This is a genomic window from Furfurilactobacillus curtus (genome assembly GCF_054657915.1).
Genome location: NZ_BAAHXU010000001.1, coordinates 226977 through 244447, shown reverse-complemented (window position 1 = coordinate 244447; position 17471 = coordinate 226977). Strand labels below are relative to the sequence as shown.

The window sequence follows — 17471 nt, the reverse complement described above, 5'->3', positions numbered from 1 at the left end:
TCCTCAATGTTCGGATATGTTTTATGAAACCACGAGATAAATCATACTACTTCTTATTTTTAAAGTAAAACACGAACCTGTTTTTGCAAAACACGAACAACCTTGTCGCTTTTTTGAAATAATTTGGCAGTTTATGAACTTTTATGATTTTGTTCCTCTAAATCACGGAAATTTCCAAACAAACAGAAAAGCAACCGCTGATTATGATACACAACGATCGCTTTTCTCATTAAAATATTCTTTTACTGTGGTCGCCGGTTAGGTCCAGCAACTAAGACTTCATGGCTTAAGAAGCGAATACGCTGCATTAGTCGGTCCGCCTTGACCGTCTCAGTCTCTCCACGTTGATTAATGGAAAGATGCTGGTCCGCTAATAATTGCATTGAGAAATTAGAGGTAAAGAATGTTGGCAATTCTTCTTGCATCCGGTATTCCAGAATAACACCAAGGACTTCATCTCGCACCCAAGAGCTCATTGAGTCCGCCCCAATATCGTCAATCATTAGAATCGGTGCTTGCTTGATCGCATCCACCTTTTTGGCCACCGAGTTCTCTCCAATCGATCGTTTCATTTCAACAGCAAAGCTTGGAAAGTGCATTAAAGTACTTTGATAACCCAAAGTAGCTAATTCATTGGCAATGGCTCCCAGCAAATAGGTTTTCCCCACGCCAAAATTTCCATAAAAATACAATCCCTGATGAAAAACACGTGGCTTTTGCGAGTAATCAGCAACAAATTGCATTGCTTGACGCAAAGCATCACTGCGTTGCTGTTCTTCGCCAACCACATCATAGTCACTAAAGGAAGCTTGTTCGATCATCTTGGGCATGGAAACCGCATGCACACGCTTCTTCAATAAGGTGCGCTTTTGCGCTAACAGCGTCGCCTCCGTTGGGACATAGGTAACTTCAATGTAATGATCGCTGACAACCAACTGAGGTTCATAACCCGGTGCAAACACTTGGGCACCAGCGCGGACCTTATCACGTTGACTGACAAACTCATAAAGTTTAGACCCATTGCGTTCTAAGGCATCATCAGCTAATTCCGTTTGATGGGTTTGAATAAAGGACTGGACTTCGCCATCATTTGCCGCATTGGCGATCAGCTGCTGATAGTCCGAATTAAGATTCTGCCGATTTAATAAATCGCGCATGGATTTACCTAAATCTTGCATTATGACCGATCCTCCTGACTTTCTTTAGCCTTGGATAAACGTTGCCGCAATTGAGCGATTTCATCAGCCGCCTTGCCATCACTGTTGGCAGATGAACTAGCCGTTTGGTTCCAATCGGGCAATTGTTCCCGGGATTTAGTTGGTCGGTTCCCAGACCGATTCTGCTGACGGGTCGCCTGCGCTTGAGCAAACGCCTGCATGTGTTTAACCGCTTGTTCGGGCGTCTGAACCTTGGCTTTCGCCCAATCATTTGCCACGCGATCAACACTATTTTGATACAACACATTCTGATCACGATCAGCAATTAAGTAATAGATCAACATATTCACGACGCTGGGGGCAAATAACTGACGTTGCATAAAGGTACTCAAAACGCGCTGCTCACCGCTCGTCACATATTGATTCTTTTCTTGTTTTAAGACCGCCAGAAAATCAGCAGGAGCATAAGCCTTAACCGCCGCTAATATTGCATGCAGTTCATCAGTTCCTTGTGGGCGCACTGGCGCTACTTGAGCATCTGTTTGAGACGAGGCTGACGAGGGTACCGATGCTATCTGTGTGCGCTGTTGCTGAAACTGATCGACCACCATGGCCCTAAAACGGTCGGGATCAAATCTGTTTGTGGTCACACTGGTCGCCTTCACAACTAGGTTCGCCAATTCACGCTCGTTTAACCCGTAGAGTAGTGCTTCAGCTTGAAGTAAATCTTGCGCAGAATCGACACTTGTGAGGTCAACCGATTCTCGTTTTAGATACTCGCCTAATAAATGAAAATCCAGTGAAGCCGCCTCATCCGCTCGCGGTTGTTGAACAGATTGGGTCGAATCAACCGATTGAGCTGGACGCTGCGCCAATTGCTGCTCACCAACGTGATAAACACTCAAAAAGTCCGCGGAAATATTTTTGAAGTGGCCTAAATCAAGGTGACTGGCATTAAAGTAGTCAATAAGCTCAGTGTACCGCGCTTGCCCGACATATTGAAACAACAACACGCTCAATAAATCATCGCGAAAAAAGGTCTGCGCATCTAATGGTTGATGCAATTCATAGATATACAAATCCCCCAATGCATCTTGCTGATAGTAAGAATTTAACAGTCCTAACGCTTCGAGGCGTTGGCGGCTCGCCTGGAAATGTGGCAAGTCTAAGTCAGTCCAACTTAATAACTGACTGTGAACACGACGATTGGATAGTTGTGGTTGCTCACTGATGAAAGTTTGCAAAGCGTTGTATAGGCCAAAAGCATTATTACCCAATATCGGTTGATACAAGCGTTGCCAGACATTGGTTGTTAGTTGAGCGCGACTGGGGTTGATGACGATGAAACCTGCGCGCGGTGTTAAAGTTGGCAAAGTATCGGCCATCGTTTGCAACTCCTTTCCATCACCTAATTAATGATTGGCGTCTCTTTTTTTATCCCGGTCAACCATTTCTTTTAATTCATCCAAAAAGACACCCATGTCTTTAAACTGGCGATAGACACTAGCAAATCGGATGTAGGCAATTTCGTCCACATCTGCCAGATCATTCATGACATATTCGCCAATCAATTGACTTGAAATTTCATTTTCTCCTAATGACCGAACTTGCGCGTCCACATTCTCCACGACCCGATTCATCTGTTCCATGGTAACTGGACGTTTTTCTGCTGAGCGAATAATCCCGCGAAGGATCTTATCTCGATTAAACTCTTCGCGCGTCCCATCCTTTTTAATCACAAGTAAAGGTGCAACTTCAGTGCGTTCAAATGTTGTAAAGCGAAAACCGCACTTTTCACATTCTCGCCGTCGCCGAATCGCCTGACCTTCAGCGGTCGGTCGACTATCGACAACGCGTGTTTCCTGATGATGACAGCGTGGACACTGCATAATTTATAAAACTCCTTTATTTCATTGCCACTTCCTGATTGTGATAAGTCGACCAAGTTAACGTGAAAAATCACTTAAATGATCAAGTAATTCTATCACGTGCTGTTTTGTCGCTTCAATGGTGCCAGTATTGGAAATAACGAAATCGGCCAGTTTCTCCTTGTCAGCCAAAGGCATTTGGCTCGCGATCCTAGCGCGTGCTTGTGCGCCATTTAAATGATTACGCACCATTAACCGATCTCTTTGTACATTTTCAGGCACGGTAACGACTACAATCACATCAACCATCGATTCGTAATGTTGTTCCAACAATAACGGCGCATCTAGGATAATTGCCCGTGGCTGAACTAGCTTTGCTTTTGCCACAGCTTGCTTGATTAGATCTCGAATAATCGGTTGAACAATGGCATTTAATTTCGTCATTTGGTTTGAATCATTGAAGACCAGATTGCCAAGCTTACTACGATCCAATTCACCGGTGTTCGTGAGTATCTTGAGACCAAATTCGTTGACGATTTGCCGTAAACCCGAACTTTTGGGCCGTACGGCTTGTCGGGCAATCTGATCGGCATCAATGACATAACAGCCGGCTTCTGCAAACAAACGAGCCACGGTTGACTTCCCTGTCGCAATCCCACCAGTTAGTCCAATAATTGCGGTCATTTATTTAGTGCCTCGTTTCAGCCTGCCCGCCGCCTGTTGATCAGGCAAGCATAACTTTTGTTCTTGTGGACAAAAGGTGGTACCCCGTTCAGCAACTTTGATTTTAACCATTGTCGCGCCACACCGTTCACACGGTTGTCCTACGTGACCATAGGCGTGTAATTGATTCTGAAATTCGCCAGCGTGACCCAGAGCACTATACGTAAAGACCGTTGTGCCATGAGCTTTGATCGCTCGATCCAACTCCAAAAAAATGTTCTCACGAAGCGCAGCAATTTGCTCTTTACTCAACGTATTAGCAGGTTGCTCGGGATGAATTTTTGTTAACCAAAGAACTTCATCACAATAGATATTTCCAAGACCCGCCACGTTATTTTGATCTAATAGCCATGTCTTAATTGCCTTACGACTCTTGGCCATTCTATCAACTAAGTAAGCTACCGTTAAGGTGTCCGCTGTCGGTTCCGGACCCAACGATTTTAAACCGCCAACTTGGTTCTCTTGACCCGTATCCACTACGACCATTCGACCAAACTTTCGCGTATCGTTGTACCATAGCTCATTGCCATGATCAAAGTGAAAGATAACGTGGGTGTGCTTATCCACCGGTGTATTTGCCGGTGCACCGAAGAACTTACCTTCCATCCGCAAATGAGAAACCATCGTTAGCCCACCCGAGAATCGAAATAGTAGATACTTTCCTCGTCGATCAATCGCCGTAATTTTACGACCGATCAACAATTTTTTGAAGGCTATTTCACCGTTTAAAATCATTTTTGGATAAAACACATCAATGCCAGTGACGATTTGTCCAACGACCATGTTAGTTAGGCCTCGACGAATCGTTTCAACTTCTGGTAATTCAGGCATCTCAACCCTCCTTAATTAACAACAATTGCCAAGATCACTTTGCTTCGTACCATGAGGCGCCATGAGCACTTTCAACCTTTAATGGAATGTCCAATTTCACCGCCGAATCCATCACTTTTGGTACCAATTGCGTTAATGTTTCAATTTCTGATTTAGGTGCTTCGAACACGAGTTCATCGTGAATCTGTAACAACATCGTTGCTTTTAAGCCAGCCTGTTCTAGGGCCGCCTCCATCTTGATCATTGCAATTTTGATAATGTCAGCAGCTGAACCTTGGATTGGAGTGTTCATTGCCGTTCGCGCCGCAAACGAACGTCGATTGAAGTTTTTCGAATTAATATCTGGTAAATACCGACGTCGGTGCGTAATAGTTTCTACGTAACCATCAGTCTTCGCTTTAGCGACAATTTCTTCTGTATAATTTTTAACGCCTGGATATTCTCTAAAATACGTGTCAATGAACTGTTTGGCTTGAGGGCGAGAAATACCTAAATTTTGTGAGAGCCCATAATCACTGATACCATAGACAATCCCAAAATTTGTTGCTTTCGCTTGACGCCGCATCAGTGGCGTCACCTCGTCCTCAGCACTAAGCCCAAAAATTCGTCGAGCCGTGGCCGCATGAATGTCCTCATCTTCAACGAATGCTTCCTGCAAATTATGGTCGCCAGTAATATGTGCCAAGACTCGAAGCTCTACTTGAGAATAGTCTGATGAAAAGATTTCCCAATCTGGATGGCTAGGAACAAAGGCCTTACGAATTTCGCGACCTTGTTGGGTCTGAATGGGAATATTTTGTAAATTAGGATCAACAGATGATAGTCGCCCAGTCTGAGTTAATGTTTGCAGGTAGCGCGTGTGGATTTTGTGATCACGGCTGTGAACAACCTTTAACAACCCTTCAATGTATGTTGACTGCAACTTAGCCAGACCACGATAACTCAAAATATTCTCGACAATTGGTGCCTGACTAGCAAGTTGCTCTAACACATCCACAGAGGTTGAATATCCCGTTTTCGTTTTCTTAATAACAGGTAATTTCATTTTTTCAAATAAAATTGTTCCTAGTTGTTTTGTGGAATTAATGTTAAACGTCTCACCGGCTTCGTTATAGATTGTTTGTTCAAGCGTTCCCAATTGTTCCTTAAACTTCTCGCGCATGTCAGTCAATTGCGTTGTATCAACCGTAATGCCAGCCAGTTCCATCCGAGCTAAGACAAAGGTCAGCGGCAATTCAATGTCACGGTATAAATCGGCTTGTTCATGTTCATCTAACTGAGTAAAGAGCCGGTCATGAAGTTCCTGTATTGCCAGAGCTTTACGAGCTAAATGATCAAAAAAGAGTTGATCATCATCGGGAATGCTTCGCTTTGCTCCTTTGCCGTACACCACTTCATCTGATTCAACAGCATCGTATCCATGCTGTTGAGCCAAACTCCCTAAATCGTTTGAATTGTCATTTGTATCCAACAAATAAGAAACCAGTAATAAATCAAAATCGACCCCGTCTAAAGGTGTACCTAAGCGGTGCAAACCAACATATTGCGCTTTAGCGTTGAAGACATTCTTTTTCACCTGATCACTGGCCAATAATTGTTTAACCGGTTTTGTTTGCAATAAATCGACTTCTCGACTGACCAGTGTTTGCTGTCCGTCGGTCATGACAAACCCAGAAAAGGCACTAAGGTGATAGTTTTCATCCGGCATTTCCAGAATGAAACTGATTTCCTTTGTGAATTGAGTTACCAAATCGACATTTTGCGCCGTTAGTACCGTCCATTTAACCGGCACTAGTTGATTTTGATTCATACCAGCTTGATCAAAATCCAATTCTAGACTGGTATTACGCAATTGTTTGAGAAAGTTATTAAAATCCATCGACTGATAGAATGGGACTAACTTATCTAAATCGGGGCCGCGATAATCTAAGTCAGCCAAATGCACTGCCAGCGGTGCGTCCGTTCGAATTGTCGCCAAATCCTTACTGAGGACAGCTTGTTGATGGTCTTCGATGAGATGATCTTTCATTTTACTTGGTTTTAACTCATCTAAATGGTCATAAACCCCTTCGACACTGTCAAATTGCGTTAATAATTTGATGGCCGTTTTTTCACCAACTTTTGTCACGCCTGGATAATTGTCGGAAGTATCGCCGGTCAAACCTTTCATATCAATAATCTGTTCCGGCGATAGACCATACTTTTCCTGAACGTGCGCCGGCGTATAATATTCAATCTCGCTGACCCCTTTTTGAGTGATTGCAACGGTGGTCTGATCGGTTGCCAGCTGCGTCAGGTCGCGGTCTCCGGTCACAATAATGACTTGATAGCCCGCCTCTTCCCCTTCATGAGCTAAGGTGCCAATAATGTCATCCGCCTCCCAATTACTTAACTCGTAACTTTTAATTCCATAGGCGGACAGTAAATCTCGCAAATATGGCATTTGTTCAGATAATTCCGGTGGTGTTTTGGAGCGTCCCCCTTTGTAGTCACCAAATTTTTCCGTACGAAAAGTCGTTTTGCCAGCATCAAAAGCAACCAAGGCCTTATCCGGATGAACGGCCTTGATAACAACATCTAGCATCGTTTTGAATGCATAGATTGCGTTGGTATGTAAGCCATCGTGATTCGTAAAGCGATCTAGCTGTTGATGGAGCGCAAAAAAAGCGCGAAACGCGACGCTATTGCCATCAATTAATAATAAACGCGGCTGTTTTGATAATTCAATTTGTTCACTCATTGGCCGTCTCTTTCTTTTCCAAGATCAACATCGTTAAATGCTTGTATTATCAGTAGTTTACCAAATTTTGGCTTTGCTTTCCATTGGCACATTTTCCGCCAAATTTTAGATCAGCTTAACCGAATTAGTGAGAAATGTTTTCAATGATTAATCTAATGTGGCTTAAATGGGTCATATCGTGTTCTTGGCGTATTACTGACGTTGAATTAAACCCCAAGTTGTCGATGCATGACAAAAATCTGAACAAAGCCAGCTGCTTGACCAAGACCTTTGCCCACCGGCAGCATTCGACAAAAAAGCGAGGATCAATTGATCCTCGCTAAAACATCAAGATGCAACAGATGAGCTAGTTTCGATTACCGCCACTAAAACCAAAGATCTGAAGTACATAAATGAAAATATTAATAAAGTCTAGATATAACTGGAAGGCACCTTGAATTGCCAAGCCCCCTAGCGCCACCTGGTTACCATATTGTTCATAAATTCGCCGCATACGTTGTGTATCCCAGGCCGTCAAAACGACAAAGATCCCAACAATCACAAAGCTAAAGACGTAGCTAATCACTGATGAATGAAGGAACATATTGATCAAGCTGACCACGATAACGCCGAACAGCGCAAAGATCATCTGCGTGCCAATTCGACTCAGGTCACGATGCGTCGTCATTCCATAAACTGCCATGCCACCGAAAATTGCTGCGGAAGCAAAGAAGGCGGAAAAAATTGTGGCGCTCGTGTAAGCCAAGAAAATCGTGGATAGCATCAGGCCATTAATCGCTGCAAAACCAAGTAGCATCGTTAATCCAGCACTGGCACTCCGTTTGGCTTGAAATGAGCCACCTATGACTAATCCAAATTCAGCGATAATTAGAACCCACATAAACCAAGAATTAGCAGCTAGAAAGCCAAAATATTGTTTCTGGTAAACCACCCCTGCAAGAATTGCAACAACGGCGGAAATTAAGACTGCCAAGCCCATGTAGCCAAAGACACGGCTCATAAAAGCGCTTAAACCAGAAGCTTGGACATTCACCTCACGACGAGGTTGTTGATATTCATTATTGTTCACAACTGATCCCTCATTTCTCTCAAAGCATTCCGTTAGTCTGACAAATGTTGACTAACCTTATTTACAAAGTATTTTAACAGAATTAAGTTAACAAGCAAGTCTTTTGCTATTAGAAAAAAATTCTTTAGATAAGCTACAACATTAGCTTATCAAATGAAGCGGTCTAGTTTTTTTTCGAAAACTCGACTAAAATGAGCCAGATATCGATAAATCAAATTCAAGATTGCGAGGTAATTATGATTCAATCTGACAGTCCACAAAAAGTGAATTCGCGCCCTAGCCTTTTTTTGACCATCTTACTAGGGACACTATCAGCTTTTGGGCCTTTATCATTAGATATGTATCTACCCGCTTTGCCGGATATCCAGTTGAGCTTACATACTTCGGCCACGGCCGTTCAAGCCAGTATCAGTGCCTGCCTGATTGGGATGGCAATTGGACAGCTTTTTATTGGTCCATGGAGCGATCGCGTTGGCCGACGTCAACCCTTGATGGTCGGACTAGCCGTTTTCACATTATCCTCATTCGCACTAATTTTCATTCACAATATTGGGTTATTTCTAATTGTGCGAATTGTTCAAGGGCTTGCCGGTTCAGCCGGTCAAGTCTTATCTCGTGCCATTGCCCGTGATTTATTTGATGGTGTCAAACTAACTCGCTTTTACGCAACGTTAATGACAATTAATGGCGTGTTTCCCGTCATTGCACCAATCCTAGGTGCTGCCCTTGTCAGTTTGTTCCCGTGGCAATCAGTGTTCGTTACATTAACCATCATTGGTGTCATTCTGGTGGTAACGAGTCTGTTTGGCTTACCAGAGACTAGCCAAGTTACGCATAACCAGCTTGAACCATTGAACTTTAAAGCAGTGTTTAAAAACCGTCTTTTCATGTTGAATGCAAGCCTCCTGGCCTTGGTTAACGGGGCATTATTCACTTATATTGCCGCTTCTTCCTTCATTTTTCAAAAAGATTTTCACTTAAGTACAACTTCATTCAGTCTCATTTACGCTTTTAATGGACTGGGTATCGCCTTAGGTGCTCAGCTCATGGGTCGGCTGACAGGTAAAACATCTGATCGAAATTTAACGCGCTGGGGATTTCTGATTCCGATCGCCAGCAGTGGCTTGATGTTGTTAAACGCGCTAACGGTCAATAACTTCTGGCTCTTTACGACTGCGCTTTGGATCGTGGTTGTCTCCATCGGTTTCAATAACGGCATAACGACTGCGATTGCTATGGCTAGTACCTCCACTAATATTGGGACAGCATCGGCGGTCTTGGGCACCTTTTCGGAATTAGTCGGCGGTCTAGCTTCTCCCGTCGTCGGGTTATTCGGTTCGACAAGTTCAATTCCGATGATCAGTTTAATTATCATTTTTGAGATCATCGGGTTAATTTTACTTGGTCTCACCTCTGTGACCACCACTAATTAAATTCCAGTCGCAAAAATGGCGAGCTAACTCAAATTGAGTTAGCTCGCCATTTTTGTCTCATCAAGTGAATCATCCGCAATTGTTCATGTTTGCGCTTAACCGTTCGTTAAACTGGAATTACTTAACAGTGTTTCATATTCGCGTTCGTATTTTTGAACATCGCCGGCACCCATAAAGATGACGACAGCGTCATGATAATCTAATAGAGGCGATAGATTTTCCAAAGTTAACACATCGCCGCCTTTGACAATCTTCGCACCTAAATCAGCACTAGAAACAGTTCCTGTCTTTTCACGAGCTGAACCAAAGATATTCGTCAAGTAGACTTTGTCGGCCAAATTCAAACTTTTAGCAAAATCATCCATCAACGCAATTGTTCGCGTAAATGTGTGCGGCTGGAATACCGCAATTAATTGCTTATCTGGATATTTTTGACGAGCAGCATCAATCGTCGCTTTAATTTCAGATGGATGATGAGCATAGTCATCAATGATGGTCATATCTGCCACTGACCGTTCCGCAAACCGCCGTTTAACTCCTTTAAATGAAAGCAGTTCTTTACGCAAATCAGTCATATCAACTTTTTCAAAATGTGCCACTGCAATGACAGCTAGGCTATTAAGCACATTGTGTTCGCCATACAATGGAATTTCAAAGTTACCAATCAACTCATCATGTAAGTAGACATCAAAATTAGACCCTTTTGTAGTCCGTTTGACATTACGCGCTTGAATATCGTCTCGATCCTTCGTGCCATAATAGTAGATTGGCACATTGGCCTTCAACTGTCGTAAATGTTCATCATCACCCCAGGCAAAAATTGCTTTACCTACTTGACTAGCAAACGTCTGGAAGGCATCTGCGACATCATCAATCCCGGTATAATAATCTGGATGATCGAAATCAATATTTGTCATAATGGCATAATCTGGATGATACGCTAAAAAGTGACGCCGATATTCGTCAGCTTCAAACACAAAGAAGCGGGAATTTGGCGTGCCTTTACCAGTGCCATCCCCAATTAAATAACTCGTTGGTGCAATACCGCTTAATACGTGAGCGAGTAACCCGGTTGTACTGGTCTTACCATGAGCACCGGCCACACCAATGCTCGTATACCCCCGCATCAGTTGACCCAGAAACTCATGGTAACGAATAACTGGTAACCCTAATTTTTTAGCCTGAAGTATTTCTGGATGAGTATCCGGAAAGGCATTTCCAGCGATCACTGTCAGCCCTTCATGTAAGTTTGCCGGATCAAACGCGTAAATTTTTATGCCAGCTTGTTCCAATGGTCGCTGTGTGAATGTGTACTGGTCAATATCAGACCCTTCGACACGATCACCACGATCATGCAGAATTAGGGCTAAGGAGGCCATTCCCGACCCCTTAATCCCAACAAAATAGTAAGTTGTATCAGTGTTCTCCATCATAAATGGACTCCTTCGTTAAAACGCGTATCACCAAAATGGTTAATTACAATGTATCAATATTTCAATTAAACAGCCAGTTACTGCGGTTGTTTTTTAAGATTCTTCACGATTCCTTGTTTCAGCCAATTGCTCAGCTGTGAAAAAGACCTCCCGTGGTTTAGATCCCTGCTGGGCCGAGACATAACCACGACTTTCTAATTGATCCACTAGGTTAGCGGCTCGGTTGTAGCCGATTGAAAAGACGCGCTGCAATTTCGACGTTGACACATTTTTTTCTTCAGCGATATAGGCCAACACCTGTGGCCATAATTCATCTTGATCTTCTGCCGCGATTTCAGTTGCTAATAGTTGTTTAGGTTCAAACGCATAATGTGGGGCCATTTGCTCCCGGACAAAATCTGTAACTGGATCGATTTCAGCATCAACGAACGTGCCTTGTAACCGAATCGGCTGGCTCTTGCCGTTTCCTAAGTAGAGCATGTCACCACGCCCTAATAAACGCTCAGCACCGGCCGTGTCTAAAATAGTCCGTGAATCAATTTGACTAGCAACCATGAATGCTAAACGGGTCGGAATATTATTCTTGATCGTTCCGGTTACGACGTCGACTGACGGTCGTTGCGTGGCTACCAGCAGATGAATTCCCGCCGCTCGCGCCTTTTGAGTAATTCTAGCAATATAGTCCTGGACTTCAGAGGCAGCAACCATCATCAGGTCTGCCAATTCATCAATGATCACCAAAATATAGGGCATTTGTGCTGCCTCGTCACCAGCTTGTTTGGCCTTATCATTGTACTGTTCAATATTGCGAGCGCCCGCGGCAGCTAGCCGCTGGTACCGTTCATCCATTTCATTGACGGTCCACTTTAGTGCCGCTGCGGCAGCTTGTGGTTCTGAAACGACGGGGGCCAATAAGTGTGGAATGCCATTATATGGCGCCATTTCAACCGCTTTTGGATCAATCAAAATCAGCTTAACTTCTTGCGGTGTCGCCTTATACAAAATCGACATCAATAGGCTGTTAATGAACACTGACTTTCCTGAACCAGTCGCCCCAGCGATTAATCCGTGAGGCATTTTGCGCAGATCCGTTACTTGTGGTTGGCCGAATAAATCAACTCCTAAAGCGACAGTCAACGGAGAAGTGCTCTTTTGGAACGCCTCTGAACGCAACACTTCGGAAAGCATCACTGGTCGCGATTTTAGATCCGGAATTTCAATTCCGACTGTACTTTGCCCAGGAATTGGTGCTTCAATCCGAATGTCTTTAGCGGCCAACGCCAATTTTAAATCATCTTGCAGATTAGTAATTTTATTAACACGTACACCAGGTCCTAAGCTCACTTGAAACTGAGTCACGGTTGGACCAACCGTGAAATCGACCACTTCCCCATCGATGTTAAAGGCAGATAACGTTTGATTTAAGACATCAATTTGATGATCTAACCACGCATCTAACTTGGCCTCATCTCGTTGAACGGGCGGCTTTAACAAAGCTAGGCTTGGAAAATGATAAGTCAATAATTCTCGATCGTCATCCGTTGCATAACTACGCCCGGTTTGTTGTATCGTTTCGGCCGGGTCAGGGGTGGAGATAACTTCAGAGTTAACTTCATTTGGTAAATCATCATCAGCCCGATCATGATTAAATAGTGCTAGTGCCTTTTGTCCATTTTGTTCCTCATCAAAAATAGCTGCTAATCCATGACCTAAAACACCTTGACTATGATCGGCAAGCGTCGCTCTGCTACTTGTCGCCGCTGTGTCACTCCCGTCAGCTATTTGATGTAGCTGATCTTTATGTGGCTTGACTGTGACTTCGTTATTTGTCAGTTTGGTGGTTTCCTGACTTTGACTCTCTACCTGCTGCGTTGACAATTGTGAAGAATCAGTTGCAGGTGCAACTGATTCAGAATGAGACCAATCATCATCACCCCAGACACTGGCAACTGGCTTATTGTTGGCAGAAAAGGCCACCGAAGTTTGATTAAATACCTTAGGAGTCGCCGAAACGTAACCAGATTCATCGGTTACCGTGCTAGCTGCGGCACTAGCCGGTGTATGCCATTTTCGATGTGGATTAATTGTCTGCGCAATCGCGCGCGCTTGCTGTGCTGCGTAAAGACTAGCGGTTGATCGATCAATTTCAATTTCTGCACTGCCATATCGCACCGCTTGGCTACTTGTTGACGGTTCAGATTGTTCAGTTGGCGGCCCAATTAAGCGATTTGTACGCTGTTGTCGCCGCCGCTCTAATTCTTCTGGATGTTGCCGGAAAAAGGTAGGCCCATCGTAATGTCTCATTCACGTCACCTAAATCAAATATTTCAATTCATTAGTAGTTAATTAAAACTTGCTTCACGAAAAAAGGAGGCCTGCGCCTCCTCACAGGTTAAGCTTCAATAGCTTAACCTGTCTACTCTCAATTGCGAACCCGTTTAAACGAAAAGCTTGTTACCTTGTTCAAACGAAAACGGCGTACCAACGGGAGCAAAATCTGGCGATAAAATCAATGCCCCTTTTTTTTGTGGCGCATTGATCAAGTGAAGCTCCCGACCACTGGTAATCATACCATCGGAAGGAACCCCTCGCAATTCACCTGGCCAAATAATTTGACCACTCGGCATCAATGCACCGACTTTAGCTACCACAACAAAAATATGTTCGCGCATATTCGGTGAACCACTGACAATTTGTAAAATCTGGTCATGGTCGACACGCGTTTGCGTCACCAGTAAATGATCTGAGTCCGGATGCGGTTCGGCCTTTTCAACATAACCGACAACAAACTTTGGCTTCGTATCTAAGACCAGTTCTGGCTTAAATCCAGCCTGACTCAGTGCGGCATTTAAATGCGTGACTTGCGTTTGACTCAATTCAAGCGCGCCGTTGCCACTAATTTCAGGATCAATTTTTTGAACCTGCAGAAAATTGTAGCCGAGGGTCTGATCGGTTAAGGGATCGTAAACACGGGCAATCTGATTAGCTACATCGACAGTTTGTTGTTCATGATCAGGCGCTAAAATCGCCACCAGCACGCCTGGCATCGACGTCTGATTCATGCTAGTGATTAACATGTTGTACCTCCTGTAATTGTCATTGTTTAAGTGTATCGCCTGCGACTTAACGGGTCAACTGTCGTTAGAAAGGCTTTCACAATCGCATAAACGCTTTCGCTCCATGATGAATTTTAATCTTTATCTAAAAAGTGTACACTAGATTCAATTTAGTGGATAAAAGTTTTGAGGAGGCCTATTTTGAGTACCTATCAGCCCATCGAAAAAATTCTATTTTTTGCCGGTTTAGGCGTCGCTACCGGCGTCTCAATTGGCGCTGCCATTCAGAAAGCTCATTCTAAGCGACCTGAACGAATTTTAGCGGACGTTAAGACATCCTTTCGAAAATCAGGTGCTTTGAGCGGCGCATGGATTGAGCATCACCCGGTTATTCGTAAAATCGATACCAGCCCAGTTGAAGTATACAGTGGCGGTATTATTCAACAAGCTGCCAAGTCAACAGTTGTTTATGCTTTTTTAGCAGACAGCCAGACTGGTAAAGTCGTTGATGTTTGGAAAATTGCGCCCGCGATCAATTAATTGAACCAATATCGTCAAACCCGCCGTGAATCAATGATAATCGTTGATTCACGGCGGGTTTTGTCGGATTATTTTGGCGTACTTGAACTTGTCGAACTCGAATTATTACGATTCCCTTTTTGATTAATCGTGCTATTACGAGCTCGCTGTCGATCTCGCGTTTGAAATTGCAATAAGTTCTGCGACATTAGTGACACAATCTGCTTATTTTGTGGCAGATCCGAATGTTCAGCGTCACTACCAGTAACCGTTAACTCTGTGAAGTGTGCGACTTGATCTTGATATACATACTTCCCGGCATAAACGCTTTGAACAGGCACAATACCATCATTCGTATAATTTTCCGTACCTGCGACCAGATACACATTCAGAGATTTGGGCAATTTGTTTCGGTTATCCACCATGTTCGTTAGCATCGGAACGCGTTGGTTTTGATCCTTACCCTCGAGGTTAAATGGTGAGCCGAGCATCATCAACTCGTGCATGCGATACTTTGACTGATTAAAATAGTTTTCTAAAAATAACGTGTAAATCAAACCGCCATTTGAGTGACCAAATCCAGAGAAGTTATTGAAATTGTAAGTCTTCGCCAAGTAATTGAAGGCAATATCAAACCAACGAGCCTGCTTTTTGATATTTGCATAGCCATCATGATTATTTTCAAACGCCACGACAAAAAATGGCGCATTGTCACCCGCTCGAACCGTACCAGAGACTTGCAAATGATCGTTGGTTTTTACTGTAACCTTAACCACACTGTGCTGAATTGGTGTTCGGCCACCGTTAGTATTGGGCGGTAATCCTTGACCCAAGTTGATCGTTTTAAATAAATCATCAAACCGATTTTGACCGGCAGAAGAACCGGGAATGAAAATAACCGGCGACATTCTGGACTGACGAATTGTCCGCGGTTTTGTTACCGAGTGTTTAACCCACGGGACGGTTAATGCACCGACCATAACGACAAAAATACAGAAAATTCCTACCACAAACCAGCGTTTTAACTTATTTGGCATTAGTGGACCTCACTTTCTCGGTCCGATGATGCTCACGTTCGACCAGCAAAATTTGTAATCGATTAGTGTTTCTGACAAATGGGATAAATAATAAAACGTCGATCAAGAATAGCCCGATGCTAACCGCCAACGAGGCCCAGTCGCCACCTGTTCCCGCAAATCCCTGTAAAATTCCCGGCGTTGTCCACGGAATTCGGTACACGGCTGGTGGTAATAATCGCAACTTAATTAGACAAGCACCGACAGCCATGTTGAAAGCTGGAACAATTACCATTGGCACCAGATAAAGCGCATTTAAAATCATCGGCAAACCAACTAAACCGATACCGGACATATTCGAAAATGTTGGTAATAAACCACGATAAGCGACCCGCCGTTCTCGATGAACACTGCCGACCATAATGATGGCAATCATCAGCGCAACCATCCCGCCGATGCCACTGATATTTCCGTAAATATCGTATAGAGTGTGCAACGTGATCGGAAAGGGTGCCCCAAAGGATGTGTGATGCGCTAGTGCAAATTGATAATTTGCCCCAGCGTATGTCGTGAAGCTCGCTAAACGTGGTTGGGCAATCGGACTTGCCAAACCAATAAACATGAGCAGGTTACTGATGATGGCTGACAGAATCACGGGAATGACCCGTGTGGTCGCTCGGCCAACAGTAAGCGATGCGATCCCTTCGTTTAACAAACCTAACGGGCCACGGACGGTCACTAGACTGATTAACCAGCTGACGATTACAAACAATAAGACGGTCAAACTCAACGGAAAAATCATCCGCTGTGAACGTGAAAAAATTCGATCATCCTCTGTCGCTGGCTGATAACTATGAAATTTTTGTGTAAATGGAATTCTAAAAATCAGGCCAACAATAATACCGGTCACAAATGCTAAAAACAAACCACGCAGGCCAAAATTATCGAATAAAAATAAATTATCAGAACTGTGAAAATCATAATTCAAGATTAAATAAGCAGTGACACTGGCCAAGCCGGTCGTCATTTTATCTTGATGGTAATAGTCAGCATAATAATAAGCAATTAGAAAAGCCGCACACAAGCTAATCACGACGTTTAACATAATCACTAAATCTGATAACGAGTCACCAGTTGTGATCAACCATTTACCAGCAGCCTGTAAATGAAATACTTGGTAATAATACCCATCCGGATTAAACCAAGCTTCAGTTATCCAACTGAGCCAAACATCCAGTAATACAAAAGGAAAAAGGATGGTCAGAGCATCGCGCGCCACCTTTGTTAACGGTCGCCGACGCAAGGATATTGCTATTTCAGCACTTTTTGCGTGAAAAAAAGTCCATAATCGTTTCATTTCAACCACCCACTAAATAATTGCCGGCATGGTTTAACTTGCTTTACTGCGGCAGGCAGACTTCATGTTATTTTTAATAAAGCTAGCTAATCATTCGTTGTTATTATTTTTTTATACTGCTTGTCGCCTTTGATTGCAACAGTCTTCCATTTTCTGCCGACTATTTCTATACCAAATTGAACACGTGGAACATAAGCCCTCAAGTCACAGGCATTAATTACCAGTCAGTTTCAAAGCTGCAACTGAAACTCAACTTTCATATTTACAAG

At 43.5% G+C, this 17471-nt stretch carries 14 protein-coding genes; 2 read left to right on the top strand and 12 right to left on the bottom strand.

From position 1 onward, the window contains the following. Window positions 1-242 precede the first annotated feature (242 nt). The 7 genes from dnaI to ACYQ0Y_RS01335 all read right to left on the bottom strand — a co-directional run bounded on the left by dnaI (window position 243) and on the right by ACYQ0Y_RS01335 (window position 8388). The gene (dnaI, locus tag ACYQ0Y_RS01365) at window positions 243-1178 is read right to left on the bottom strand and encodes a primosomal protein DnaI (RefSeq protein WP_407882240.1); all 936 of its coding nucleotides are present in this window, start codon (window positions 1176-1178) and stop codon (window positions 243-245) included. Beyond that, window positions 1178-2542, bottom strand: coding sequence for a DnaD domain protein (locus tag ACYQ0Y_RS01360; protein WP_407882239.1), 1365 nt, complete (start codon window positions 2540-2542; stop codon window positions 1178-1180). The genes dnaI and ACYQ0Y_RS01360 overlap by 1 nt, the downstream gene beginning before the upstream one ends. A gap of 27 nt (window positions 2543-2569) precedes the next feature. Continuing rightward, the gene (gene nrdR / locus ACYQ0Y_RS01355; protein ID WP_407882238.1) at window positions 2570-3046 is read right to left on the bottom strand and encodes a transcriptional regulator NrdR; all 477 of its coding nucleotides are present in this window, start codon (window positions 3044-3046) and stop codon (window positions 2570-2572) included. A 57-nt stretch (window positions 3047-3103) separates the two neighbouring features. Then, complete coding sequence (gene coaE, locus ACYQ0Y_RS01350; RefSeq protein WP_407882237.1) at window positions 3104-3709, bottom strand: dephospho-CoA kinase; 606 nt, start codon at window positions 3707-3709, stop codon at window positions 3104-3106. After that, a complete protein-coding gene (mutM, locus tag ACYQ0Y_RS01345; protein WP_407882236.1) occupies window positions 3710-4579 on the bottom strand; it encodes a DNA-formamidopyrimidine glycosylase in 870 nt (289 codons plus the stop codon). A 34-nt stretch (window positions 4580-4613) separates the two neighbouring features. After that, entirely contained in the window at window positions 4614-7319 is a 2706-nt protein-coding gene (gene polA / locus ACYQ0Y_RS01340; protein WP_407882235.1) for a DNA polymerase I, read from the bottom strand. 346 nt (window positions 7320-7665) lie between these two features. Next, complete coding sequence (locus ACYQ0Y_RS01335) at window positions 7666-8388, bottom strand: Bax inhibitor-1/YccA family protein (RefSeq protein ID WP_407882234.1); 723 nt, start codon at window positions 8386-8388, stop codon at window positions 7666-7668. A 236-nt stretch (window positions 8389-8624) separates the two neighbouring features. Between ACYQ0Y_RS01335 and ACYQ0Y_RS01330 the strand changes: the two genes are divergently transcribed. Then, on the top strand, window positions 8625-9821 hold the full coding sequence (locus tag ACYQ0Y_RS01330) for a multidrug effflux MFS transporter (protein WP_407882233.1): 1197 nt from the start codon (window positions 8625-8627) through the stop codon (window positions 9819-9821). A gap of 95 nt (window positions 9822-9916) precedes the next feature. Here the strand turns inward: ACYQ0Y_RS01330 and murC are convergent, their stop codons facing one another. The 3 genes from murC to ytpR form a co-directional block, all read right to left on the bottom strand. Next, window positions 9917-11251: a UDP-N-acetylmuramate--L-alanine ligase gene (murC, locus tag ACYQ0Y_RS01325; RefSeq protein ID WP_407882569.1), complete on the bottom strand. Its 1335-nt coding sequence runs from the start codon at window positions 11249-11251 to the stop codon at window positions 9917-9919. Window positions 11252-11347: 96 nt separating this feature from the next. Beyond that, window positions 11348-13558 carry a DNA translocase FtsK gene (locus tag ACYQ0Y_RS01320; RefSeq protein WP_407882232.1) on the bottom strand — a complete coding sequence of 737 codons (2211 nt, stop codon included), beginning with the start codon at window positions 13556-13558 and terminating at the stop codon, window positions 11348-11350. A gap of 134 nt (window positions 13559-13692) precedes the next feature. Continuing rightward, window positions 13693-14331, bottom strand: coding sequence for a YtpR family tRNA-binding protein (ytpR, locus tag ACYQ0Y_RS01315; protein ID WP_407882231.1), 639 nt, complete (start codon window positions 14329-14331; stop codon window positions 13693-13695). A gap of 180 nt (window positions 14332-14511) precedes the next feature. Here ytpR and ACYQ0Y_RS01310 point away from each other — a divergent pair, with 180 nt between their 5' ends. Continuing rightward, a complete protein-coding gene (locus ACYQ0Y_RS01310; RefSeq protein WP_407882230.1) occupies window positions 14512-14850 on the top strand; it encodes a hypothetical protein in 339 nt (112 codons plus the stop codon). Window positions 14851-14918: 68 nt separating this feature from the next. Here ACYQ0Y_RS01310 and ACYQ0Y_RS01305 read toward each other — a convergent pair whose 3' ends face one another. Together ACYQ0Y_RS01305 and ACYQ0Y_RS01300 are read right to left on the bottom strand one after the other, a co-directional pair. Beyond that, window positions 14919-15866 (bottom strand): alpha/beta hydrolase, encoded by a 948-nt coding sequence (locus ACYQ0Y_RS01305; RefSeq protein WP_407882229.1) that lies wholly within the window; start codon window positions 15864-15866, stop codon window positions 14919-14921. After that, window positions 15856-17202, bottom strand: coding sequence for a hypothetical protein (locus ACYQ0Y_RS01300; protein WP_407882228.1), 1347 nt, complete (start codon window positions 17200-17202; stop codon window positions 15856-15858). The genes ACYQ0Y_RS01305 and ACYQ0Y_RS01300 overlap by 11 nt, the downstream gene beginning before the upstream one ends. Between the last annotated feature and the right edge of the window lie 269 nt (window positions 17203-17471).

Bases quoted from the DNA above. Each gene is read 5' to 3' on its own strand.
- dnaI (WP_407882240.1), bottom strand. From the start codon at position 1,178: ATGCAAGATTTAGGTAAATCCATGCGCGATTTATTAAATCGGCAGAAT.
- ACYQ0Y_RS01360 (WP_407882239.1), bottom strand. From the start codon at position 2,542: ATGGCCGATACTTTGCCAACTTTAACACCGCGCGCAGGTTTCATCGTC.
- nrdR (WP_407882238.1), bottom strand. From the start codon at position 3,046: ATGCAGTGTCCACGCTGTCATCATCAGGAAACACGCGTTGTCGATAGT.
- coaE (WP_407882237.1), bottom strand. From the start codon at position 3,709: ATGACCGCAATTATTGGACTAACTGGTGGGATTGCGACAGGGAAGTCA.
- mutM (WP_407882236.1), bottom strand. From the start codon at position 4,579: ATGCCTGAATTACCAGAAGTTGAAACGATTCGTCGAGGCCTAACTAAC.
- polA (WP_407882235.1), bottom strand. From the start codon at position 7,319: ATGAGTGAACAAATTGAATTATCAAAACAGCCGCGTTTATTATTAATT.
- ACYQ0Y_RS01330 (WP_407882233.1), top strand. From the start codon at position 8,625: ATGATTCAATCTGACAGTCCACAAAAAGTGAATTCGCGCCCTAGCCTT.
- murC (WP_407882569.1), bottom strand. From the start codon at position 11,251: ATGGAGAACACTGATACAACTTACTATTTTGTTGGGATTAAGGGGTCG.
- ACYQ0Y_RS01320 (WP_407882232.1), bottom strand. From the start codon at position 13,558: ATGAGACATTACGATGGGCCTACCTTTTTCCGGCAACATCCAGAAGAA.
- ytpR (WP_407882231.1), bottom strand. From the start codon at position 14,331: ATGTTAATCACTAGCATGAATCAGACGTCGATGCCAGGCGTGCTGGTG.
- ACYQ0Y_RS01305 (WP_407882229.1), bottom strand. From the start codon at position 15,866: ATGCCAAATAAGTTAAAACGCTGGTTTGTGGTAGGAATTTTCTGTATT.
- ACYQ0Y_RS01300 (WP_407882228.1), bottom strand. From the start codon at position 17,202: ATGAAACGATTATGGACTTTTTTTCACGCAAAAAGTGCTGAAATAGCA.